The organism is Spiroplasma endosymbiont of Polydrusus formosus, assembly GCF_964263245.1.
Classification (GTDB): domain Bacteria; phylum Bacillota_I; class Bacilli_A; order Mycoplasmatales; family Mycoplasmataceae; genus Spiroplasma.
Window position 1 is genome coordinate 539,730 of record NZ_OZ181656.1, and the last position, 24,829, is coordinate 564,558.

The 24,829-nt window shown below is 25.4% G+C and carries 27 protein-coding genes, 4 tRNA genes and 1 pseudogene; 8 read left to right on the forward strand and 24 right to left on the reverse strand.

From position 1 onward, the window contains the following. Positions 1–433: 433 nt before the first annotated feature. From ACE38S_RS02850 to ACE38S_RS02890, 9 genes are all read right to left on the reverse strand, one after another. Positions 434–955: a hypothetical protein gene (locus ACE38S_RS02850; RefSeq protein WP_374696306.1), complete on the reverse strand. Its 522-nt coding sequence runs from the start codon at positions 953–955 to the stop codon at positions 434–436. Between the two features lie 118 nt (positions 956–1,073). Continuing rightward, a complete protein-coding gene (locus ACE38S_RS02855; protein WP_374696307.1) occupies positions 1,074–1,199 on the reverse strand; it encodes a hypothetical protein in 126 nt (41 codons plus the stop codon). A 147-nt stretch (positions 1,200–1,346) separates the two neighbouring features. Beyond that, positions 1,347–1,478: a hypothetical protein gene (locus ACE38S_RS02860; RefSeq protein WP_374696308.1), complete on the reverse strand. Its 132-nt coding sequence runs from the start codon at positions 1,476–1,478 to the stop codon at positions 1,347–1,349. Between the two features lie 274 nt (positions 1,479–1,752). After that, entirely contained in the window at positions 1,753–1,908 is a 156-nt protein-coding gene (locus ACE38S_RS02865) for a hypothetical protein (protein WP_374696280.1), read from the reverse strand. Positions 1,909–2,014: 106 nt separating this feature from the next. Next, positions 2,015–2,167: a hypothetical protein gene (locus ACE38S_RS02870; RefSeq protein WP_374696309.1), complete on the reverse strand. Its 153-nt coding sequence runs from the start codon at positions 2,165–2,167 to the stop codon at positions 2,015–2,017. Positions 2,168–2,302: 135 nt separating this feature from the next. Next, complete coding sequence (locus tag ACE38S_RS02875) at positions 2,303–3,253, reverse strand: IS30 family transposase (protein WP_374696310.1); 951 nt, start codon at positions 3,251–3,253, stop codon at positions 2,303–2,305. A gap of 80 nt (positions 3,254–3,333) precedes the next feature. Continuing rightward, positions 3,334–3,594, reverse strand: a complete 261-nt coding sequence (locus tag ACE38S_RS02880) for a hypothetical protein (RefSeq protein WP_374696311.1) — start codon at positions 3,592–3,594, stop codon at positions 3,334–3,336. 83 nt (positions 3,595–3,677) lie between these two features. After that, complete coding sequence (locus ACE38S_RS02885) at positions 3,678–3,815, reverse strand: hypothetical protein (RefSeq protein ID WP_374696312.1); 138 nt, start codon at positions 3,813–3,815, stop codon at positions 3,678–3,680. 21 nt (positions 3,816–3,836) lie between these two features. Next, positions 3,837–4,277: a hypothetical protein gene (locus tag ACE38S_RS02890; RefSeq protein WP_374696313.1), complete on the reverse strand. Its 441-nt coding sequence runs from the start codon at positions 4,275–4,277 to the stop codon at positions 3,837–3,839. Positions 4,278–5,031: 754 nt separating this feature from the next. On the opposite strand from ACE38S_RS02890, the gene ACE38S_RS02895 reads away from it, so the two are divergent. After that, positions 5,032–5,166 (forward strand): hypothetical protein, encoded by a 135-nt coding sequence (locus ACE38S_RS02895; protein WP_374696314.1) that lies wholly within the window; start codon positions 5,032–5,034, stop codon positions 5,164–5,166. A 551-nt stretch (positions 5,167–5,717) separates the two neighbouring features. Here the strand turns inward: ACE38S_RS02895 and ACE38S_RS02900 are convergent. The 8 genes and pseudogenes from ACE38S_RS02900 to ACE38S_RS02935 all read right to left on the reverse strand — a co-directional run bounded on the left by ACE38S_RS02900 (position 5,718) and on the right by ACE38S_RS02935 (position 14,608). Then, entirely contained in the window at positions 5,718–5,978 is a 261-nt protein-coding gene (locus ACE38S_RS02900; protein WP_374696315.1) for a hypothetical protein, read from the reverse strand. A 7-nt stretch (positions 5,979–5,985) separates the two neighbouring features. Continuing rightward, on the reverse strand, positions 5,986–6,213 hold the full coding sequence (locus ACE38S_RS02905) for a hypothetical protein (protein WP_374696316.1): 228 nt from the start codon (positions 6,211–6,213) through the stop codon (positions 5,986–5,988). 410 nt (positions 6,214–6,623) lie between these two features. Then, complete coding sequence (locus ACE38S_RS02910) at positions 6,624–6,791, reverse strand: phosphate acyltransferase (protein ID WP_374696317.1); 168 nt, start codon at positions 6,789–6,791, stop codon at positions 6,624–6,626. Positions 6,792–6,939: 148 nt separating this feature from the next. Next, positions 6,940–7,029: pseudogene (locus tag ACE38S_RS02915) on the reverse strand (phosphate acyltransferase); the annotation flags it as partial. A 186-nt stretch (positions 7,030–7,215) separates the two neighbouring features. Beyond that, positions 7,216–7,374, reverse strand: a complete 159-nt coding sequence (locus ACE38S_RS02920; RefSeq protein ID WP_374696318.1) for a hypothetical protein — start codon at positions 7,372–7,374, stop codon at positions 7,216–7,218. Between the two features lie 882 nt (positions 7,375–8,256). Beyond that, a complete protein-coding gene (locus ACE38S_RS02925) occupies positions 8,257–11,298 on the reverse strand; it encodes a DNA polymerase III subunit alpha (RefSeq protein WP_374696319.1) in 3,042 nt (1,013 codons plus the stop codon). Positions 11,299–11,650: 352 nt separating this feature from the next. Next, positions 11,651–12,874 carry a tRNA uracil 4-sulfurtransferase ThiI gene (thiI, locus tag ACE38S_RS02930; protein ID WP_374696320.1) on the reverse strand — a complete coding sequence of 408 codons (1,224 nt, stop codon included), beginning with the start codon at positions 12,872–12,874 and terminating at the stop codon, positions 11,651–11,653. A gap of 3 nt (positions 12,875–12,877) precedes the next feature. After that, a complete protein-coding gene (locus ACE38S_RS02935; RefSeq protein ID WP_374696321.1) occupies positions 12,878–14,608 on the reverse strand; it encodes a septation ring formation regulator EzrA in 1,731 nt (576 codons plus the stop codon). 308 nt (positions 14,609–14,916) lie between these two features. On the opposite strand from ACE38S_RS02935, the gene rpsD reads away from it, so the two are divergent. Together rpsD and ACE38S_RS02945 are read left to right on the forward strand one after the other, a co-directional pair. Then, the gene (gene rpsD / locus ACE38S_RS02940) at positions 14,917–15,531 is read left to right on the forward strand and encodes a 30S ribosomal protein S4 (protein WP_374696322.1); all 615 of its coding nucleotides are present in this window, start codon (positions 14,917–14,919) and stop codon (positions 15,529–15,531) included. Between the two features lie 982 nt (positions 15,532–16,513). Beyond that, complete coding sequence (locus ACE38S_RS02945) at positions 16,514–16,684, forward strand: hypothetical protein (RefSeq protein WP_374696323.1); 171 nt, start codon at positions 16,514–16,516, stop codon at positions 16,682–16,684. A gap of 1,052 nt (positions 16,685–17,736) precedes the next feature. On the opposite strand, the gene ACE38S_RS02950 is transcribed toward ACE38S_RS02945, so the two are convergent. The 4 genes from ACE38S_RS02950 to ACE38S_RS02965 form a co-directional block, all read right to left on the reverse strand. Next, a tRNA-Leu gene (locus tag ACE38S_RS02950) sits at positions 17,737–17,821 on the reverse strand. Between the two features lie 215 nt (positions 17,822–18,036). Beyond that, positions 18,037–18,112: transfer RNA gene (locus tag ACE38S_RS02955), tRNA-Val, on the reverse strand. 4 nt (positions 18,113–18,116) lie between these two features. Further along, positions 18,117–18,192: transfer RNA gene (locus ACE38S_RS02960), tRNA-Glu, on the reverse strand. Positions 18,193–18,222: 30 nt separating this feature from the next. Next, a tRNA-Asn gene (locus ACE38S_RS02965) sits at positions 18,223–18,298 on the reverse strand. 1,015 nt (positions 18,299–19,313) lie between these two features. On the opposite strand from ACE38S_RS02965, the gene ACE38S_RS02970 reads away from it, so the two are divergent. From ACE38S_RS02970 to ACE38S_RS02990, 5 genes are all read left to right on the forward strand, one after another. Then, the gene (locus tag ACE38S_RS02970) at positions 19,314–19,478 is read left to right on the forward strand and encodes a hypothetical protein (protein ID WP_374696324.1); all 165 of its coding nucleotides are present in this window, start codon (positions 19,314–19,316) and stop codon (positions 19,476–19,478) included. Between the two features lie 103 nt (positions 19,479–19,581). Continuing rightward, positions 19,582–19,851 carry a helix-turn-helix domain-containing protein gene (locus ACE38S_RS02975; protein ID WP_374695867.1) on the forward strand — a complete coding sequence of 90 codons (270 nt, stop codon included), beginning with the start codon at positions 19,582–19,584 and terminating at the stop codon, positions 19,849–19,851. 12 nt (positions 19,852–19,863) lie between these two features. Continuing rightward, positions 19,864–20,532: an IS30 family transposase gene (locus ACE38S_RS02980; protein WP_374697118.1), complete on the forward strand. Its 669-nt coding sequence runs from the start codon at positions 19,864–19,866 to the stop codon at positions 20,530–20,532. Then, a complete protein-coding gene (locus ACE38S_RS02985; protein ID WP_374696325.1) occupies positions 20,533–20,868 on the forward strand; it encodes a hypothetical protein in 336 nt (111 codons plus the stop codon). Positions 20,869–21,164: 296 nt separating this feature from the next. Then, the gene (locus tag ACE38S_RS02990) at positions 21,165–21,299 is read left to right on the forward strand and encodes a hypothetical protein (protein ID WP_374696326.1); all 135 of its coding nucleotides are present in this window, start codon (positions 21,165–21,167) and stop codon (positions 21,297–21,299) included. 441 nt (positions 21,300–21,740) lie between these two features. Here the strand turns inward: ACE38S_RS02990 and asnS are convergent, their stop codons facing one another. From asnS to ACE38S_RS03005, 3 genes are all read right to left on the reverse strand, one after another. Next, a complete protein-coding gene (gene asnS / locus ACE38S_RS02995; RefSeq protein ID WP_374696327.1) occupies positions 21,741–23,108 on the reverse strand; it encodes an asparagine--tRNA ligase in 1,368 nt (455 codons plus the stop codon). A 19-nt stretch (positions 23,109–23,127) separates the two neighbouring features. After that, positions 23,128–23,838, reverse strand: coding sequence for a purine-nucleoside phosphorylase (deoD, locus tag ACE38S_RS03000; RefSeq protein WP_374696328.1), 711 nt, complete (start codon positions 23,836–23,838; stop codon positions 23,128–23,130). A gap of 522 nt (positions 23,839–24,360) precedes the next feature. Next, positions 24,361–24,633 (reverse strand): hypothetical protein, encoded by a 273-nt coding sequence (locus ACE38S_RS03005; RefSeq protein WP_374696329.1) that lies wholly within the window; start codon positions 24,631–24,633, stop codon positions 24,361–24,363. Positions 24,634–24,829 lie beyond the last annotated feature (196 nt).

Consider the following 24,829-nt stretch of genomic DNA (forward strand, 5'->3'; position numbering starts at 1 on the left):
TCAATCCCAGTAAATACTGTATCTTCGGGCAATTATTTTTGTAAAACTAAATGAATATTATTTTGGTTTTTTCATTTAAAGTCAATTACCTTAACTAAATTAGTACTTTTAATAAAATTTACTCCATCAGGTGAATAAGGGCGTTTATATTCTTCAATGATATAACATTCATTTTTGTTATCTTCATTAATTGATTAATTAATAGATACTATTTTTAAGTATAATTTTTCTAGAAATTCTTTGTCTTGTTTTGAAATATTGTTAATTAAAATATCTTTTTCATCAATCACAATACAACTTGTGTTATTATCTTGAACTGTAGTATTTTGTTGAATTTGTAATTTAAAATTAAAATCACTAATTTCATAACCAGTTATTTTAATATATTCATCTTTATCAATAAAACCGATTTTAACACTATTTTGAGAGTAGTTTAAGGTTTGTTTTTGCTTTGTCTTAACAAAGGATTATTAATTTTATAAATATACAAGGTTCTAACACGGTTTTCAATAAATAATTGTTCTAAATCATGGTTACACTTGCTATATTTTGATTGATTAGCAAAATCCAACGGGATACTATCAATTGAATAATCAATTGATTCATCATTTTCTGCTAATTGTGCTAATATTTTTCCGATGGTTTTAACATTATTTTTGTTCTTCTTTTTCATTAGGCATGTTGGGATAACAGTTTCATTGTTTTTTAGTTGTCTGTTTAAGGTAGCGTTTACTGGTAAGCGAACATCAATAATTAACTCATCAATATTTTTAATATTAAATGTTCTGCTATTTAAAATTGCATTATCATATTTAATTAATTTAATAATAAATTCAGTTAATTTAATTTCTCTAATATATATCATTTGCTCATAAGGGGCGTTTGTTTGAATATTTACACCCGCGCAACTTCCGCTTGGGTTTGTTTTGTACTCCCTTTGTAATAGATGGTACATGATGGCGATTTATTTTATAGTAATTAGTTAATAATCAATCATATATTTTAGTTAATTGTTCATCTTTAAAAATGCCCGCGATATAGTCGACTGGTTGAAAATTACTATCAGGGTCACCTTAAACTAATAACAAGTCATTTTCAATAAATGAGGCCAACATTTTACTAATTTCTTGGTCAATAACTCCAGTTACCCCATTGGTGTTGATGGTAAATTTACCACTATTTAATAATGGGTCTAACATTATCTTTTCCGCAATAATATCTAAAATACTAGCAAATTGCTTGCCATAACGAGCGGAAGGCTCAAAATTGGGATTATTAGGAATAATTTCAATTGTAATAAAATCAATTGGTAATATTTATTCTCTTTGTAATGATGTATAATTATTTTATTTAGCATCATCAATATATAAATCAGTAATAATACTATACATTTTTATTTTTAATATCCTAATAACTTTAACTTGTTTAGTTATATAATCAATTTTAAATTTTTTCAGTAATAAAAATACTCTGATCATTTTAATATAAGGGTCATAATCAAAAGTACAAGAAACTAAATTACCTAATTCATCATATTGGTTATTGCAAAAATCAATGGTAATAAAATTAAGTTTTGAATTATTAGCAAAAATAAAATATGCACTTTTACCATTCTTATTAATTTTATATTCGTTATATCAATTATTATTAGTAAAGTATTGTTTTTTTTAAAAAAAGTTATTAATTAATTTAGTATCTATTTTTTTTGATTAGTAATAAGATTATAAATGCTAATTTTTAAATCACGCGGATTTAAAAATTAGCATTATCTTCACAAATTATTTTTTCTAAAATCTCGTTATGTTTTTGAACAGTAACATTTTTACGATTAGTAATCGTTGATGCTAAATTAAGATAATAACTATCAATATCATAGCTTTTCTTTAATTTCTTTTTAACTGGTAACAATCCCGTTTATATCAGACCCCTTATTTTGTATTTTTTTAATAACATCTTCAATGCTATCTTGTTTTTATTCTTTTTTTATGTGTTTTGATAAAACTAATTGTTTCAATTATTTATTGAAACAATTACCAAAACCACTAATCATTGCACCAATAATTACATATGTAGGTCAAGCAATCCCTAATTTAATTGGTCCTAAAAAACAAATAATAATTCCTGGTATAAAAAACAATGATGAAACTCCAAAAATTTTCAAAAACATAATTACATTTTTAACTTCTCTACTTTTGGCATAATAACATCTCCTTCCTATGTGGGCGTTCCTTCATCCTGATATTCATAAATACTACCTTCAAAATCAATTTTAATATTAGCCTAATTGTAAAGTTAAGTGCAACTAAATTATTTTTCTAACCAAATATTCGATTGGTGAAAGATAATTTAGTATTTTTCTTGGTCTATGGTTTAAAGACAATATAAATTTATGAACTGCATTTTTCGTGGTATTTGAAAAATTAAATTTTTTAGGAAATTTTTCTCTAATTAACCCATTAGTATTTTCATTAGTACCTCTTTGTCAGGGTGAATATGCATTAGCAAAATAAATTTTCACATTTAAATTTTTTTCAAGTTGTTGTCAATTAGCAAATTCTTTACCTCTATCAAATGTTATAGTTTTAACAAGATTATTTGGAAGAATTGATAAATAATGGCTAATGTTTTCGTTAATAACTTTAGTAGTTCTATTTTCAACTAACATTGCTAAAGTAAATCTTGATGTTCTTTCAACTAAAGTTATTAAACATGATTTACTTTTACCTCGCGATGATACTATAGTATCATCCTCTCAATGGCCAACAGTTATGCGATTATTAACATTAACATTTCGTTCTTTAATTGATTTACCATTAAATTTACCGCGATTTTCTTGAGATTTTCGTTTCTTACCTTTTCTTCTTAAATTTTTATTAGTAACCTTTTCAAGTAATCCAGAATAAATTCAATTGTAAATTGTTTTAAAACTAATAATTCATTCTTTATGAAAATTTTTAATTCTTCCATAAATTTGTTCAGGCGATCAACCTAATAATAATTTTTGTTGTACATATTTTACTAATTCTCTATTTTTAAACTTATGAAAATAAACATGTGATTGTTTTCTATTTTCTGCTTTATTTTGTGCAATTAATGAAAAATAATGATTATTATCTTTATTTCTATTAACTTCTCGAATAATAGTACTAATACTTCGATTAAGATTTTTAGCTATTTCACTAATTTTTAATTTAAATTTCAATTGATTCTCAATATAAATTCTTTCATCTATGCCAAGATGTTTATATCCCATATAAAAAACTCCTTGCTTTAATTTTTCTAAAATAAACTTAGCATCATGAAATTTTTATATGAAATTTTTTGCAATTTTATTTACTTGCACTTACAAGTATAATTTAGCATATTTAATGAAGTATTATTATCAATTTTTTTCCATAAAGAATTGTTATCATATGTAGTGGCATTATATATTGCTTTTGCAGTTGGTACTTCTTCATCTGTTGACTTATCATTAATAATTTTTGTAATTGATACTTGAATATTATTTTGTACTTCTCTTACTATTTTTGTAAATCTTGGTATTTCTTCGGGTTTTGGGTCATTTTGAAAACTTACATCACCATATACATACATATCTTTATAACTAACATATCTTTGACAAGTTATATAATCAATATATAAATTAGAATTTGGAGTTAATTTATCTTGTTTTTTATTTAAATTTTCTTCTGTTTCGTTTGATAAATTATCAATTTTTTATCTAATTTGTTATCAGTTTCTATTCTTTCGTTTTTTTCTTTTTCTAATAAAGGGTCAACTTCTAACTGAATATAGTGTACTTCTAAATCTATCATTGTTAAATCAATGCCTTTTTCTTAAAAAGAATGAAACATTTTCTTTAAAATTGTTAGATTATCCAACGATTTTACATAGGTAGGCAATAAACCTTGTCGTGTTGCCATCAGGTAATTTTGTGAAGAATAATTAATATTACCAACACTCATATTTGCTGAAGTAAAGAATTCAATTGGAATGCGGTTAAATGTTCAGTGTTCAATCGTAATAAAAACCATATTAATACAAATTTTCTTTAATAATGGGTCTTTAAATGTTTCAAATTTTAATTTTGAAAATGGATAATTTAAATAGGAATTAATCATGTTTTGGGCTCTTAAAGCAAATGTTTTAAATCATAATTCTACATCACCTTTAAAGAACTTATTATAACGAACTGGAACTTGTGTAATTTTACCTGTCATTGGATTAAAATTATTATAATTTTCCAAAGTAACATTTTGTCATAATTCATTTAACATTTAATCATCTCCTTATCGTTGTTTTCTTTTTGATTTAATCTTATTTAAGATAAACTTTTTACTACTTAATATTGTTTTTGTTTTAATTGTTTTGTTTAAATCTTGTTTTGTTCTTAGTTGCTTGTATGTTTGAAATGGTATTACATTACCTAATAAACTAGTAAATATGCTATCTTATAGTGTTTGTACTATTTTATCTTTATTAGTAAAGTTATTTTTAAATTGTTCTTACAACTTTAATACTTTAACAATTGTCCGATATATTTTAAAACTATCTTTTATTACTTGTTGATAAATAAGTGGAGCAAAATAAACTAAGTTAAACAAACTTGTTTTTAAAATTCATCGGTATATTAATTTATTATCATTTTTATATTTCTACTTTCTTCATAATTATATTTTATTTGAAAGTCCACATAAATATGGTCCAACTTATTGGAACCTATCCAGTTAATATATTATTTATTAAACATTAAATAAACAATATATTAACAATGGTAAAAATATAAAATAACAAAAATTGGCACACTAAAAATAGTGTTAAATTTTAAAATAATAGTTATATAAAATAAATTAATAAAAATAAATAAACTGTGTGCCTTATTTTTTGTTTAAAAATAATTTAGAATATAGTGTTATATTCTATTAAAATCCTTTAAAACCATATTACGGAAAAAGTTTAATATCTTAATAATAATAAATAATCCAAATAGAATTAAAATAATTCAAGCATCACCTAAAAAGGTGATTAATTGTGGTAAAATACCATATACGGCATGGCATCTTTACTTTACTAATTGCATTACCTAAACCGGTTCAAATGGAATTCATCCCATCACCAAATCCGATTTTTGTAACTGTTTCAGTTAATAAATTAATTATTTTATAATATCTTTTTTTCAAGTTATTTTTTTATTTTTTCTTACCTTGAATTTGTCTAACTTTTTGATAAATTGATAAACCAATTCATGCAAAAATTCCTAACAAAATCAAAATACTAAATATTCATGTTAATCATACTAGTGTGATATAATTCCTTTCAATAAATTAAAAAATTTAAATTTGCATATTTGCTCTGCTCGTTGTCGTTTTTCTCCTTTTAAAAAAAACATTATTGAATAAATTATCCGCTAATAAATTACGCGAAATAATTTATTAGCGAATAATTTATTATTTTACTTTTTAATTTCAATATCATTTTCAATATTATTGACAGTATTAATAACAATATCTTTACCATACTTTTTCAATAACGACCGAAAAATAAAATATCGCTTTTTTTGCATAATTTCAACTCCTTAAAATTTTTAAAAACAATAACTTTAATATTAATAATTTCTATATATAAAAGAAAAAACAAGATTATATCTTATTTTTAACTAAAACCCGTATCCTTGCAAAACTACCAAAGTTGTTTCATCTAATGTGATTCCAGTTTGGTTAACAATAATTTGATGAATCGAGAGATGAATATCATCACTTCGCCTTCCTATAATTAGTCCTTATAAAAAAAGTTAAACCCATTGAAGTATTAAAACTTTGACCATTTTTAACCACACAAATTGAAGAACCATTCCCTAAATTACAAATAATTGCATTCAAAACAGTTGCTGGTTTTTGATAAACTTCCACTAATCGTTTAGTAATATAACGAACGATATGAAATGCCATGAAAACCATAACAACAAAATTGATAGTCACTGTACCACTAATGTGGAACATAATATAAATAATTTTCTTCAGGAATTGTTGTATAAAATGAAGTATCAAACAATACAACATTAGGGGTAGTAACAATCTTACGAAAAGTTTCAATCGCAAAAATGGCTGGGGATTGTTGTAATGGCGATAATGTTGCAATTCGTTTAATTTCAGCAAATACTTCATCATTAATAATTATTGATTGATAAACTTTTCCTCACCATGAAAAATCCAATGACCAATTCTTTTTGAATATCGACAAAATCTTGAATAATATGGCGTTCTTTTAATTTAACGATTAACATCTTTGATGTGTTGCCATATGGTTTTGGAAAGATTTTGTAGTTTGGAACTCCCGATCATTAAATTTAATCATAAAAATACCATCAATATTAATTATTTTCGCTAATCCTTTACAAACTACAACATAATTTTTTCTAATCAACTTGATATAATTGAAATTTCATCGAGCTACTACCCCTATTTATTACTAAAATCATTATTATTTTTTTCTTCCTAACCATCTTATTTATAAATACACAAATATGAGATTGCTAAAACAATATTATAAATATCACCAATAGTTCCTACCTATGATAAATAATTAACTGGGCAATCGAAACCAATTTCAATTGGGCCAATTGCTTAAAACCCTCCTAATCGTTGGGAACTTTTATAACCAATGTTTCCTACATCTAAATTTGGAAAAACAAAAATATCCGTTAGTGTTTTTAGGGGTGATGCTGGTGCTTTTTTGTGGTGATTCGCATCATCTCATTCTACATCAAATTGTAATTCACCATAAAAAAGCAATTTTATAATTTTTTATATTTAACAATTTAACAATCGACACGTACTTTATCAACGGATGTGCGGCACACTGTCCAAATACTTTTATTAAAAACCAAAACAAAGCCATCTTTGACTTTTGGAAAGCAAAAACTTTACTAATTTCATATCCTAAATAAGCAATATATACTAATTCCTCAGCGGTTGGATCAATATTTAAGGCACAATCAATAAAAACATAACGTTCATTGTTGCGAACCATTAATAAAAATTATGAAATAAATTTTACAATTGGTTTTGCATTAATAATTCGTAAAAATGGCCAAATAATATCTTTGGTTTATTTGGTTTAATAAGTAATTCCCCATCAATTCCATTAGAAAGACCTTTCTTAACTCATAAAATAGTCAAATAATTACATTCACAGACTAACTGTTTAGCATTATCGCTAAAGAATTTTCCTTTTGCGTAATTCCGCTAAATATTCTACTAATTCAATTTCATTTTGTTCCTCCGCTACAAGCACTTTAGCTTCTAACTCATAAATTGTTGCTATAATTTCGGCCTGTGTTGTAAAAACAATAATTTGGGTAATATTTGTTCACATTAATTGTTTAGCAACTTCTTTAATTCGTTCATAATTCTCCTCAGGAAAAATAATTTTTATTTTTTGAGAAAAAGTATTTATTTTTTTAAGTATGTTTTATGATATGTTAATTTTTATTACTTTTTTACTTGTAATCATTACCAAATAATTATATTCTCTTTTTTATTTTTTAGAAAAACTATCAAATTAATTTATTCTGATTAAAAAATTTTTACCATTCCTAATTGTTATAATTTCGCTAAATAAATTTACGCGTCTTATGTTCCTTCATAATGAACAACAACACTGCCAATATGATTTGCATAACAATAACGACTAATTTATTGATAATTATTTAAATTAACGGCCTCTCCAGGTTTTAATTTGAGCGCCGTAATTTCGTAGTTTTTTAATGTTGCTAAATTTTCCATAATTGGTCGTTTACCTCACATTATATTAAAACAGTTTTAACTCCTAACTGAGCTAGTTACTGCACACAACAGTAACTTTATAATCATCAATCAAATCAAAAGACTGGTGGAAAATAACTTATAAAGGATGATCCAAAGCAATTAATTCTTGCATTAGAATTAAATCAATTTAATGATCTGGTGTTAAAATATCAATAACAATCCCCGCTGTTTTTGTTGTTTTAATATAAGCAATATCCTTTAAATTTGCGTATATTCATCCGTAGTATAATAAAAATCAGCATCGCGATTACGAATAATCACACTAATTGGAACTTTAATTTGTTACGTGCACTATTTAATTAATTGCATAAGACGGAGTAAAACCCTTGTTAGCTAAGTCGGCACATAATTAAACCCGAATAATATTTCCGACTTTTTCAATAATTTGGAAATACTGATAATTTGTTGCAATAAATTCAATAAATTTTTACTATTGCTCCCTACTAATAAACTTAATGCGATTAATAATACCATTAATCTTATTGTTATATGTCTCTAAACGAATATTTAATAATAAAACATTATTAACTTTTAATAAATTTGCATAATTATTATATATTCCGGCAAAAGCAGTAATACTAATTTCGCTACTTTCATCGCAACAACATAATAAAGCCATTTTATTATTATTTTTATCCATAATTGTTTTTACCCGTTTAACTAAAACTAAAACATTTGTTGAAACCAATGTTAATCGTAAATTACTAATTAAAGTTATTTTATATTTGTATCCTTCTTTTTCACGAAGATATTTCAAAGGATGGTTCGATAAATAAAATCTTAAAAATTCATACTCTTTTTTAAGACAAACAACTTCATCATCTGGTTCAATTACTAATTCTGGTTTTTCCGCTAATAAAAAGTCAATAACTAAATTTTCATTTTCTTCTTTAATTTTAATTAGTTCAATATAAGTAATAATCCGTTGATAATTATTAAATAATGTAATTCGATTTAATTTAAAAACATCTAACGCCCCCGAAAAACATAATGCTTCATAAGTTTTATGATTTAAACCTTTTTTATACAAACGAATAAATAAATCATATAAATCGGTAAATAAACCATTCGTCTGATATTCTTGAGCAATCTTATTAAAAAAAACAAAACCAATTTGTTTAATAATTAATAATGGCACACAAATTTGATTATCAACCGTATGATATTTGTGGTATGGAGTATTAATATTTGGTGGGATAATTGTTAAATGGTTTTTCTTTGCTAAATTAATATAATCATTAGTCTTATGTTCATCACCAATAACATTTGTTAACAAACTGGTCAAAAATTGCGAAGGATAGTTTGCTTTTAAATACGCCATTTGATAACCCAACAATGAATAAGCAACCGCATGACTACGGTTAAAACCGTACGCCGCAAATTTATAAATTAATTCTCATATCTCTTGAGCGATTTTCTCAACATAATGATTTTTCACTGCCCCTTTAATAAATTCTGTTTTCATTTGGCTCATAATTGTGGCATCTTTTTTCCCTGTCGCACTACGAAGAACATCCGCTTTCGTTAGTGAAAAATTAGCAACTTTCTGGGCAATTAACATGACTTGTTCTTGGTAAACAATAATCCCATATGTTGGGGCTAAAATTTCCGCTAAACGTTCGTCAATATAAGTAACTTTCGCTAAATGTTTTTTTCGTTTAATAAACAAAGGAATATTATCTTGCGGTCCCGGACGATACAATGATGAAGTTGCAACAATATCTTCTAATTGGTTCGGGACCATATCAACTAAAACCTTTGTCATACCAGGTGATTCTAACTGAAAAACTCCTTTTGTATCGCCTTGCGCTAACAATTGATACGTTTTTTGATCATTTAACAGCAAGGTGTTAACATCTAATTTTACTTTTGTTTCTCGATAAATGTTATTAACAACATCATGTAAAATAGTTAAATTCCGTAATCCTAATAAATCCATTTTTAAAATTCCCAATTCTTCTAAGCAATTCATTGAATATTGGGTTTGATAAATGCCACTATATCCCTCTTTAACCGGAATAATTGTTTGTAATCGTTGTTGGGTTAAAACAATTCCTGCTGCATGGATTCCTGTTTGCCGTGGTAAACCAATAATTTTTTTTAAATACAAAAATACTTGGGGGTATTTTTTTTGATAAATTTCAAAAACAGGATTAGCACTAATTGCTTGCTCATAATGATAATTAAATTCTAATGGAACTGCTTTGCTCATTTTGTCCGCTTCTTCAATTGCGATATCAAAAATACGACAAATATCCCGAATAGCCCTTTTCATCCCAATTGTTTGAAAAGTTATAATATGAGCAATATGTTCACTACCATATTTTTCAAATAAATATTCAATCACCATTTCTCGCTTATCGTCTTCAAAATCAATATCAATATCAGGTAAACTTTTTCGTTCAGAATTTAAAAAACGCTCAAAAAGTAAATTATAAGTAATTGGGTCAATTATTGTAATATCTAATAAATAACTAACTAAACTACCTGCGGCACTTCCTCGCCCCGGACCAACAAAAATGTTTTGTTCTTTAGCATACCGAACATAATCTCAGACAATTAAAAAATAATCATTAAAACCCATCTTATTAATAACTGTTAATTCATAATTTAATCGTTCAAGATATGTTGCTTTTAATTTTGTAATATTTTTTTGTGCAAAGGATGTCTCACAGATTTCTCGCAAAAATTGTTGTGATGTTTGATTATACTGAGTTGGATAATGTAATAAATTATCAAAAATAGTACCTTTATTCAACGGAAAAACATCAATTGTTGCAATAAAAAAATTAATATTATCAAAATATTGGTGATAAGGGTTTAACGGCACCATTCAACCATATAAATCTTGCAATTTACTCTCTTTAAATAAAATATGTTTTTTAATAGTATCAATAACTTTGTACGCAGTAAAATCTTCACTAGTAAAATATTGCACTTTATTATTTCAAATAATTTGTTCTTCTGCTAGTAATGTTTTAAAAGAAGCTAATAACGATAAATTATCGTTATTAATCCCTACATATAGATCCGTCTCTTGTTTAAAAATACTTTGTAGCATTTTATACAGGGATGGTTGATAATTATCCTTTGTATAATTAATAATAATCTTAACATCAGCTGTTAAAAATTTTTTAATTTCATCTAATGTTAAAAGTTTTTTATGTTCGGCATTAATCATCGTGATGGATGAAATTTCAACTAAATTAAAATAACCCCGTTGATTACGCGCGAATAAATTCATGTTATAATTAACATCATTAAATAAAATAGTAACATTTAAGCCAATGATTGGTTTAATTTTATTTTTTTGACAAAGTTGATGAAACTCATAAATACCAAACATATTACTATCACAAATTGCTAACGATGTTAAACCTGTTGTAATAGCATGATTAAAATATTTATCAAATGTAATTAAAGATGATAATAAACTATAACTTGTTCGAACATTTAAGTGGGGAATTGTCATCGTTGTTGCCTCGCTCTCCTTACATTTTAACGAAAAATAAAATAAAAACCACAATTGTGGTTAATTTTTATAATTTAATTGCAATAATCATAATAATAATTAACGGAGATAAAATACCAAAAACCAAATAACATCATATGCAGTTTTTTATAATTGATAATCATTTTCAAATTTAATCTATAAATTTACATTATTAAATAAATTTGGTTCCTTTTTCATATTAATAACTTTAATATCTTCCGCTTTTACATATCTAATAATTAATTGAAAATTCTTCATAAATTAAAATTGCTTCTTATAATAAATGTTGCCTTTGATTGTTCAGTTTTTGTAATTCACATTCATTAACTAATTATTTTATTTCCTTATTATTTTTTTCAAAAATATCATCATTATCAATCAAATATGTCTTGATATTTTTCTTAATTATAAAATCAATTATTTCTGCTCACATTAGATTCTTTTCCTGAAATTCTGCTTGACTTATTTTTGGTTTTGTAATCGGATTCTTAGGAACAAATAAACTACAGCAGTCTTCAAATGGTAAAATTGATGTTTGGTAGGTATTAATTTGCTTTGCCAAATCAATAATTTCATTTTTATCAAAACATAATACTGGACGTAAAATTGGTAAAATAGAAACATTATTAATAACATTAATACTTTCAATTGTTTGCGAAGCTACTTGTCCTAATGATTCGCCAGTAATAATTGCTTGGCATTTTCATTCCTTTGCTAATAAATTAGCAATACGATAGAACATTCGTCGCATAATTGTAATTCGATAACTAGCATCAGGAATATGCATTAGTTCATGTTGCAACATTGAAAAATTAACAATATGCAGACGTTGTTGTTGTTGACCAGCATAACAGTTTAACTTTTGCACGATAGTTTTAACTTTTTGTAATGCTTCTTCGCTCGTATGAGGTGGCGTTGTAAAATGTAAATATTCAACATTCATTCCTCGTTTCATCGTTAAGAATGCCGCAACTGGCGAATCAATTCCACCTGATAACATTACAACTCCACGACTAGATATTGCAACTGGTAAACCCCCAATTGTTTTAATTTTGTTGACAAAAACATAAGTAAATTGATATCGAACTTCAACATCAATTTGCAACATTGGCTGATGTACATCAACTTTAACGTTTGTTTGTTGCAAAATTTTTGGGGCTAATTGCTGTTTAATTTCTGTTGAAGTAAGAGGGAAAGTTTTATCATTTCGACGTACTTCTAATTTAAAAGTAGTTGGTTGATAATACTTTACTAATTCAATCGCACAATTAGCAATTGTTGGTAAATCACAACTTACTTTTTTGGCTAATGATAATGACGATGAACCAAAAACATTTTTCACAATTTCAACAATCCCCACACTAACATTTGGATCTAATAACTCAATAAATAAACGATCAAATTCTTTTTTAATTTGGTATTGTTTCTCATACCCAATTAACTTTGTTTTAATATTGTTAACTAAAACATTAATAAAATCATTCCGATTTTTTCCTTTTGTTGTTAACTCTCCGTAACGAATTAATATTACATCAAAATTTATTTTATACTCCATTTCCTATTTTTTTGCTTTCTCACCATTAATAATTTTTAATGATAAAAATAATGAACCATCATAATCACCATAATGATAAGCAATTTGCGCATTCCGTAAATGATCATCAACATCTTCATTTATTAAAATAAATTTCTGCGCATAAACTAATGTTTCTTGTGATAATAAATCTAATAAAATATTGTTTTTGATTTTTTCAAATAATTTTAAAATTTCGGTTTTTAAACGGTTTAATTTCCCTATTACTTCATTCGCTTCACTGTGATTATTAACATCAAATGATATTCTTTTAATTTTTTCCAGGGATTGCCGATAATCCGAAATTAGTTTTTCATATTTTGCTAATAATTTTTTATATTGTAATTGATTTAACCGCACTTCCGCTTGTAATAGAATCACTTCTAACAAATGAATTGTTCGACGAATTTCTGTTTCAGCAAAATTCCGTTTTTCAATAATTTTAACAACATTTTCTAACGCTTCTTGTGTAACAACCGCATTTTCTAATAAGCGAACTAATTCTTGGTTAAATGTAACATAATCATGCTTATTTCGGTTAATTTCTAAAACTAACCGGTTAGTATCGTGGGTTAAGTTTTTTGTTTTAACTGTTGCTTCACGATAAATACTTTCTTCTTGTGCCATTAATGTTGATGAACTTCGCAACGATTCAATTTGACGCGAAATTGCATTAAAACTTCGTTCAATTTTATTTATATAATCCATTACAACTTGGTGGTATTTTTTAAAACACGAAATAATTGCTTTTTGTTGTTCAATAACTTGATCAAAATAACTAATTTTATTAATAATCTCAATGGTCTTTTTTGTTGCTTTTTTATATTGCAAGTTATCAATATACTTTGAAATTAAAATTTTAGTTACATCGATATTCTGTGATAATTCATCAAAATCATACTTTAACAAATCTCGATTACTTTCATCTTTATTAAAAAGAACATATTTATCTTTTAATAACGAAAGTTTATTCGAAACCACTTTTGTTAATAATGTTTTAATTTGCGGAATGTTATCTAAAATCTCAACAAAAATAGTTAATGAAATAATAATATTTGATAAAATTTGTTCTGTTTTAGCAAAATCTCCTGCCGTTAAATGATTCTCAAATTCATCAAACATTCTTTCAATATTTCGTTCAAAATCATTAATCTTTTTTGTATCTAGCGAAACATTCATTTGCAATTTAACCGCATATTCTAATAATGAATTAAACATTTTTTTATGCGCTAAAATATAATCTCGTTGTAATAATTCAATTTGTAATTGACTATTAATTTCATCTAATAAGCAACGAGCTTCTGCTTCTAATAACGTTAATTCTCTTAATAACAGAATAAATTTTTGTGCTGTTACTTTTGGCAATTTCTTTGTTGTTGCTTTATTAGTTTGATATAACTTTATAAATACTTCTAAACAACTTATCAACTTTTTCTCATAAATAATTTCATACTTTGTTCGTCATATAATAAGATTATTTGCATAACAATTATTATAACGGGCAATTTCTGAAATCCGAAAAAGCTTATGTTTTAACGGTAACCGCTTTAAAATATCAAACTTTTGTAAAACTTTAATTTCAATTGTTTTTAAATGACGCTTTTGTCCTCACAACACTAGCGTTATAATTAATAATAAAATGAAAATAAAAAACAAAATAAATAATATTAATTTAATTGGATTATTATTAATAATATTATTAATAATAATACCCATTTTACTTTGCCTCCTTAATCATTAATATATATTAATTGAATTATAGCACTTGCAAAAGATATTACATTAAAAATTACCAAAAAATATTGAATTATCTTAGATTTTATTATACAATAATTCGTAGACAATACAGAGAAGCAGCAGAGTTGCATAGTAATGTTATTAGTTTTTTATTGATTACTATTTAATGTTAAAGTAACCTTAGCTGTTAAGGTGAATCAAAAAACTTCCTTTATTAGAGCAATTCAATGAATCTTTTTGTATGTCATATTTGTATGTCATAATATAATATATAGGAGGTTTTTAAAATGGCACGTTATCGTGGAAGTATATTTAAAAAAGCAAGAAGATACGGTTTTAGTATCTTAGAAAACAATAAAGAGTTTTCAAAAGGGAAGAAAAGAACAACGGCTACTGGTCAACGTGTACAACGTCGTACAAAATTATCAAACTATAGGTTACAATTACATGAAAAACAAAAAGTTTGTTATATGTATGGATTAACAGAACGTCAATTTCGTAATACTTACAGTAAATCAAAAAAAATGAAAGGAATTACAGGAACAAACTTCTTAATTATGTTAGAATCACGATTAGATAACATTGTTCACCGTATGGATCTATCACAAACAAGAGCCGGAGCTCGTCAATTAGTTAACCATACTCATATTCTTGTTAATGGTAAAAAAGTTGATATTCCATCATACAATTGTAAACCGGGTGATGTTATTAGTGTTAAAGAAAGTTCAAAAAAAAATGTTAAAATTTTAGAAAGTTTAGATAGTAAATTTAGCACATTAGAATTTGTTAAATTTGATAAAACTAAAATGACTGGAACATATATTCGTTTCCCTCTTCGTGAAGAACTAAATAGTAATATTAATGAAGCTTTAATTGTTGAATGATACAACCGGTTAGTATAAAAAACATCTCAAATGAGATGTTTTTTGTTTTTTAAAATTTTACATATTATTTTGTTGTTTTTAATTACTTTACCAAAACCTTTTAATTTACAAAAAGATTTAAAAAAAGAATGGCATCCTGTGAGATGAACCGGCAAAAAACAAATTATTGTTAGGTTATTTTTTTTTTTTATTTTTATATTAAAAAACATAAATTTATTTGCATTATTGATCGGATAATTATTTTAAATTTAGAACTTTTATTATAAAAACAGATTTTTTACTGTTTTACCTACACAAAATAAAGGATATTTTTATAAATTTCTTTTCAAATAAAGGTATTATTCAATCAATAATGAAACTCTTAAAATTTAATATTTTGATACTGAAATATGAAGAACTCATCTGTGAAACGAAGCTTTAAAAAATTGTGAAAGCGAATAGATTTTACTCCTATTTATTTCTTTAATTTTCAGCAAGATTAATCCCTCGCGAAATGTCATAGCGCGGGGTTTTTATCTTGTTTTCATTAAAATAGTGCTGTTAAATCAAAAAACAACATCGGACACTAAAAAAACAAGATGGTTGTAACTCCAAAAGGTTATTTTATTTATATAAAGTTGTCTGGGATTGATGAAGCGTAATTAATACTTTTTTATACCTCAGTAAACTTTTTTTGCTTCCTTGGTGGGGGATAAACTATGTCTAAATAACCTTTACCACCCCCACTCGCCACCAAGGAAGCAGACTGCGTAGTAAATAAATACTAAAATACAATACATTATTTACTAAATATCAAAATATTAATTAACAAAATGATTTTTTATTAATAGGTTACAATAAGTTTAATCATATTTATGTGGACTTTCAAATAAAATATAATTATGAAGAAAGTAAGAATATAAAAATAGGAAGAAATTCATATACCGATGAATTTAAAAAACAAATTGTTTTACTTTATCAAAATGGCAAAACTATTATTGAAATTTTTAAATAATATAAGGTGTCAAAATCAACTATATATCAGTTAATTGAAAAAATTAATAATTCTGGATTTTTTAAAGCGAAAAATAATCGCACTGTTGAAGAAAATGAACTTGATTGCCTTGCGAAAATAATTAATATAATTATAAATGAAAAACAACCTTTTAAAGCAAGCAGTGCTGATAATTAATAAAAAAATAGAAATTATTAACAATAATAAAGAAAAATGTTCCATGCGAAAAATTGGTCAAATAGATCAAAATTAAAGATAGTAAAATCAACATATTACTATCAAATTAATAAATGTGGCTATGGTTGATGTTAATAATTATGAACAAAAAGTTATCAGCGCATTTAATGTTAATCGTAAAATTTATAGAGATTGTAAAGTTAAAGATTTTTAAATCAGAAAGATATTATCTTATCGAGAAGAAAAATTCACCAACTTATGATTACGATATTTTAATTTGGTGCATTTAGAGATACTAACTAATCTTTAATCATAAGTTGGTGGTTAATAACAACGAAATTAGCAACGTTTTAAACCGTGAATTTAATTAATAAACAACCCAATGAAGTTGTTGTTAATGATTTAACATATGTTTAATGTGGTGCTAAATGACATTATTTTTGTTTGTTAATTGACTTGTTTAATCGTGAAATAATTGGCTATAGTGTGTCGAGACAAACAAAATAGTACAATTAGAGCAATAAACCTTTTATTCAATTACACAAAAGACCATTAAAACAAATTACGTTATTTCATACTGACTGGAGTAATGAATTTAAAAATAAAATCATTGATAATATCTTAAGTACTTTTAACACCAAACGATCATTAAGCAATAAAGGCTGTCTTTATGATAATGCTGGGGCTGAAACAATTTACAAAAGTTTTAAAAAATAATTTGTCAAGTAACAAAAATTTATAAATTTAACCCAATTAAAATACAAATTATTTGACTTTGTGCATTGATATAACAATATTCGAATTCACAGTAGTTTAAATTATTTAATACCTGTTGTTGAATTTATAAAAAACAGACCATATAAAAAATGTCATAAAAGAGTTGCCAATCCAAGATCCATATTTAACATGGTCCAGATGAAAACGGATTAAAAATTGATTTTAAAGCAAAAAAGGCCTAAAATAACTACTTTTTAAGTAGTTATTTTTTTTATAAAAAAATATTAATATTTTTTCCAAAAACACTTTGAAAGTGTTAATTTGTTGTTTATTTATGGTCCGGGTAAAGGGACTTGAACCCCCACGAGTTACCCCGCCAGATCCTAAGTCTGGTGCGTCTGCCAGTTCCGCCACACCCGGGGTGTATATACTCTATTTTTAAAAATGATCTCCTGTAAAGTATATTTGAAGCTTTAACCCAATGGTTAAAAACAAATGCTCTACCCTGCTGAGCTAACGGGATACAACAGTCAATTAGTGTTGGCTAGAAGAATCGAACTCCCAAAACAACCTACTGATTACAAATCGGCTGTGCCCTACCTATTGAGCTAAACCAGCTCATTAATATAAAAAAATGGTCGGGTGTAACGGACTTGAACCGTTGACCACCTGCTTGTAAGACAGACGCTCTACCGACTGAGCTAACACCCGAAAATGGTGACCTGTACGGGATTTGAACCCGTGAATGCATGCGTGAAAGGCATGTGTGTTAACCGCTTCACCAACAGGCCGTTAAATATTAAAAATTGTCAAAAAAATAATGGCGCCTAGTGCAGGACTCGAACCTGCGACCGATCGGTTAACAGCCGAGTGCTCTACCGACTGAGCTAACTAGGCATGGTATTTCTTTTTAACCTTATTAATTATATACTAAAAATTAAAAAACAAGCAAATATTTTTATCCTTTTTTTATTTTTTCTAAGATATTACAAAAAAGATTTAATTTAAAAAGATGGCATAAATTATTCGGTGGGTGATATTTTATTTAAATTTTAAACAAAGGCTTGTGCTTGTTGAGAAAAAGTATTATTTATTAAAAATTGGTAATTATCATTATTTTTAAAATAATAACTATGTTTTTTTTGTGGTTTTTTATTTAACTTTTCAAGATAGAATCAAATTAAATTAATACCATTTTATTTCGCCATTTTCGTTGTAATCATATTTTTAAAAACTTTTTCACTATACGATTTAGAGCCGTAGCATTTTAACCATTTGACATTATGATAAATTTGTGGTTCAGTACAAGACCAGATATATCAATTTTATTTATAAACCTTAATTCCGTTTTTTCTTTTATTAATTATATTAATAAATTTTTTTATATCTTATTTTTTATCTTCCAAAAATAAATGTTATTTAATGTTTTTTATTTTTATTAATTTTTTAAATATTTTATTGCTCCATTGGGGTCGCCATTTTTAAATAATTTATTCATATCTCAATAAATTTCTTTTATCATTTTTCATTATCAGTTAAATTTTTAATAAATTTTTTTTATTCGATAAGGAAATATTTTTTAAATTATTTTATTGAGTGAAATTCATCCAAAATATAAATTACACCAATTTAATTAGCAAATTTTGAGGTTCATGTTGCTCCATCGCCCGCAAGAGTTAATTTATAATTTTCAATTGGATAGGTTACAATAAGTTAGAACATATTTATGTGGACTTTCAAATAAAATATAATTATGAAGAAAGTAGGAATATAAAAATAAAGAACCTAAAAATTTAAAAACATTTTTCGTTGGCTTAAAAAAGATGAGCGTTGATTAAAAATAAAAAATAAAATTAAAGAAATTAAAAGACAACGCCCAAGATATTAAGTTAAAGAATTAGGATTATTACAAATGGATGATAAATATTTTATGCCAAGTAAATTTCCGGTTGATAAAAAGTATTATGTTTGTGATTTTATTGAAGAAATAATAAAAGAAGAATTGGATTATATTTATTATAAATTAAGCACCAAGAATGATATTAATTATGTTAAAAGAGCAATTAGATATTGCTAAATTATACTTGTAAGTGCAAGTAAATAAAATTGCAAAAAATTTCATATAAAAATTTCATGATGCTAAGTTTATTTTAGAAAAATTAAAGCAAGGAGTTTTTTATATGGGATATAAACATCTTGGCATAGATGAAAGAATTTATATTGAGAATCAATTGAAATTTAAATTAAAAATTAGTGAAATAGCTAAAAATCTTAATCGAAGTATTAGTACTATTATTCGAGAAGTTAATAGAAATAAAGATAATAATCATTATTTTTCATTAATTGCACAAAATAAAGCAGAAAATAGAAAACAATCACATGTTTATTTTCATAAGTTTAAAAATAGAGAATTAGTAAAATATGTACAACAAAAATTATTATTATGTTAATCGCCTGAACAAATTTATGGAAGAATTAAAAATTTTCATAAAGAATGAATTATTAGTTTTAAAACAATTTACAATTGAATTTATTCTGGATTACTTGAAAAGGTTACTAATAAAAATTTAAGAAGAAAAGGTAAGAAACGAAAATCTCAAGAAAATCGCGGTAAATTTAATGGTAAATCAATTAAAGAACGAAATGTTAATGTTAATAATCGCATAACTGTTGGCCATTGAGAGGATGATACTATAGTATCATCGCGAGGTAAAAGTAAATCATGTTTAATAACTTTAGTTGAAAGAACATCAAGATTTACTTTAGCAATGTTAGTTGAAAATAGAACTACTAAAGTTATTAACGAAAACATTAGCCATTATTTATCAATTCTTCCAAATAATCTTGTTAAAACTATAACATTTGATAGAGGTAAAGAATTTGCTAATTGACAACAACTTGAAAAAAATTTAAATGTGAAAATTTATTTTGCTAATGCATATTCACCCTGACAAAGAGGTACTAATGAAAATACTAATGGGTTAATTAGAGAAAAATTTCCTAAAAAATTTAATTTTTCAAATACCACGAAAAATGCAGTTCATAAATTTATATTGTCTTTAAACCATAGACCAAGAAAAATACTAAATTATCTTTCACCAATCGAATATTTGGTTAGAAAAATAATTTAGTTGCACTTAACTTTACAATTAGGCTATTTTAAAAAAATATTTGGCATTAAAATAACACTAATTAGAAATGATAATGGTTTTGAATTTATTAATAGTCATCGTAATAATCAAAAAAGTATTGTTAAAGAAAATACTTTTACTCAATTTTTAACAGATAAAAATATTTTACATCAAACAACACACGTTCGTTCTCCTTGGACAAACGGTAAAATTGAAAGATTTCATCAAAATTATATTAAGTTATTTATATTTGATAAAAAAATATTGGATGCAGTTGACTTACAAAATAAAATAAATGATTACTATTATTTTTTTAATTTTTTAAATAGTGCATAAATCTTTAAATTTTCAGACACCATTTTAATTTTTAAATTATTTAGTTAAATTATTTAAAAATTAAAAAGTTTTATTTAAACTATTTTTTAGTGTGTTAATTTTATAATTTTTATTTATATATGTATCATTTTTAATGATGTTTTTATATTTTATATTATATATTTTATTATTTTTTCTTGTAATATTCAAAATGTGTATGTGTATAACAAAATGGTATACTACAGTTGTAGGAAAACGCGCCATCATTATAGTTGTTTTTGGTATTATTTTAACAGTCAAGTAATAATTACTTTGCAGTGAAATTAAAAAATCATAGTGATAGCGAAATTGTAACAAGATTTAAAGATATTGTTATAAACAATAATTTAATTGGAAAAATGAAATGAATAATAACAAACCGCGGAAATAATTTAGTAACTGAAAAGAAATAGAAAAAATTACCTGTACTAGTGGTTTTTGTGTTCGTATTTCAGCATCACAAAAAACATTAGTTTAAAGAATTAATATAAATATTAAACATTGATTTCCTAAAGGAACAAGGATTTTAATAATATTACGAAACAAAAAATAGATTGAGTTATTAATATTATTAATAATAAATCAAGGTTTTGTTTACAGTGATTAAATTAACAACAATTATTTTTAAATTTATCATCACATATTTAATAATTTTTTATTGAATTAATCAAATAATTTATTAAACTATTTTTAGTGTGCCAAAATTAATAAATTTAAGATAAAAATACAATAATTTTAAAAATAAAATTATATTAAATACTTGTTTTTTGTGTTATAAATTACAATTAAATTAAATAAAGTTTGGTATTTTAATTTACAATTTACAATTCAATAAAATTTTTATATGCATCAAATTAAAATAGTAAGTTGTGTGGTGTGCGAGGGAAAGGAATCACATCCCGAATATTAGTTGACCCGGTAATATACATTACAAAGCGTTCAAATCCTAGGCCAAAACCAGCACTTTTATAATACCCATATTTTCGTAAATCAAGATATCATTGTAAGTCTGCCACAGGAATTTTTAGTTCATGACAACGGTTAACAATTTTGTTATAATCATTTTCCCGAACACTACCTCCAACTAATTCACCAATTCCTGGTACTAATAAATCACAAGCAGCTACTGTTTTATTATCATCTTGGGCCTTCATATAAAATGCTTTAATTTCTTTTGGGTAATCAAATAGAAAGGTTGGTTTCTTGATTTCTTGTTCACATAAATATCTTTCGTGTTCAGTTTGTAAGTCCATTCCTCAAAAAATATTAGGATTCTCAAATTGTTGTCTTTTTGCAACCGCTTTTTGTAAAATTTCAATTGCTTTTGTATATGATAACCGCACAAATTTCTCATCGATGACATTTTGTAATCTTACCAATAATTTATCATCAACATTATTATTTAAAAATTCTAACTCACGCCAATTATTAGCAAATAAATAATTAATAATATATTTAATCATTGTTTCAATTAAGGTCATATTTTCCGCAAGGTCAATAAAAGCAACCTCTGGTTCAATCATTCAAAACTCGGCAGCATGTCTTATTGTATTCGAATTTTCCGCACGAAAAGTTGGCCCAAAAGTATAAACTTGGCGAAATGCTTGAGCAAACCCCTCGGCATGCAATTGCCCAGAAACAGTTAAACTAGCTTTTTTACCAAAAAAATCTTCGGCATAATTATTATCCGTTCTTGTTGTCACAACAAATGATTCACCAGCTCCTTCAGCATCATCCCCTGTAATAATTGGTGTATGAACATTAATAAAATTATTTTTATTAAAAAACTGATGAATGGCAAAAGCACTACTGCTACGAATTCGAAAAATAACATTAAAAGTATTAGTCTTTGCGCGTAAATGGGCAATTCCGCGCAAATATTCATATGAATGTTCTTTTTTTTGCAATGGGTAATCTTCACTTGCTTGATCAAGAATTTCAATCATTGTTGCTTTAATCTCAAAGATTTGTTTCGCTGATGGTGTTAAACAAAACTTACCAACCACTTTAATGGAGGATGAAACTCGTAAACTACTAATTTCTAAAAAATTAAGAAGTTGTTTCGCTTTATAAACAATTTGCACATTGTCAAAAACAGTTCCATCGTTCACAACTAAAAAACCCAGTTTACCACTACTACGGTTAGCGCGAACTCATCCCAAAATTGTAACTTCATCTTGATCTTTAGCTTGATTTTGATATAACTGTAAAACTGTTGTCATATTTTTTCTCCTTTTGCTTTTATAATTTAAAAGCACTTTCTAATGCTAACTCAACCATTTGGAAAAAATTATTTTGTCGTTCCACAGCAGTTATAGCATTACCAGTAATAAATGAATCAGAAATTGTTAATAATGTTGCTGCCTGTTTCTTTAAAAATAAAGCATTAGCAAATAAAGCAAACGATTCCATTTCAACACAAATAGCATTATATTTATCTTTAATTTTTTTTCAATCATCCTCGTCTTTCCGATAAAAAACATCTGATGAATGAACAATCCCTTGTAAAGTTTTAATTTGTTGTTCTTTTGCTGCTGTTTCAATTGTTTCAAAAAGATACAATGAAGAATTTAACACTTTATCATCAATACCAGCTACAATTTTAGCATAATTATTTTCACCATAAGCGCCTGTCACATTGACAATACCATAAATATTTAATGTTACATCATAACTCCCAGCTGAACCAATTCGAATAATATTATCAACATTATAAAATTTAAATAACTCATATGAATAAATTCCAATACTAGGACACCCCATCCCACTACCAGCAATGGTAATTGTCTTATTCTTATAAGTTCCTGTATACATATACATATTACGAATTTTATTTACTAATTTTACATTTTCTAAAAATGTTTCCGCAATAAATTTTGCTCGTAGCGGGTCACCTGGCATTAAAACTGTTGGTGCAATATCTTTTTTTTTGGCATTAATATGTGGTGTCATTTTAATTCCCTCTTAATATTTTCTATCTTATTTAAGATATATTGTACTATAAAAAACAAAAGGAACATTAGTTATTTCAATTTTAACAATATTTTTTTAAAATTTTATTAATTTTAACCTTATTTTCTAAATAATTATGGTCTTTATCAATTGATAAAAGTACTTTAATTAAAGTATCATTTCAATATATGAAAAATAAGATATCCAAAATAAAAATATTGTTTTTTTTTTTTTTTATATATATGGTTACCAAGACAACATTATAGGTAATATCTGTATACTTCGATAAATCATAGTTATAATTCGTTTGTAACATCAACATTTTTCCTCATTACTTTTTGCTTCCTTCGCAACCAAATCATTGCAATTGTTTTACCTTCTAAAATTATACAAATTAATAAATAATCTGTACCCATTAAATTAGTACGAGTAACAATGTTATTTTAATCTTCAACTAACAAACTACAAGGAAAGCCAAAATTAAATAACCTGTTAGCTAATTATTTAATTGCTAAAGATGAATTATCAAGACCAACCAGATAAATTCCTTTTGCTGTTTTTAAAAATTGCACTGTTTTTAAAAAATTTAACATCATCAAATTTTTGATGATTACGTTGTAACATATCTTGATTATATAAAAATACATTTTCGGTTGCATCTAAACACAAATTGTTGATTTCTAAACGATCTTGCTCTGAAACAATAGCAATAATAAAATTAAAATAACCACTGAAGTCCAACTTCTTAATTAAATAATAAATTGGTAAATAACCAACGCCCGTTACTTTTGACAAATCTTAAAATTTAAGATTTATAATTATCCAAACATTTTCCTGAATATAATTAGCAATTTTAATTTATTTTTTTATAAGTTCCTTGAACTATTAATAATTTTGATAAAATTGAAATATTATCCATTTATTAATAATCTCAGCGATTGTATTGTTGAACCATTACAAAATCTTTATCAAAAGATAAATGATGACCAAA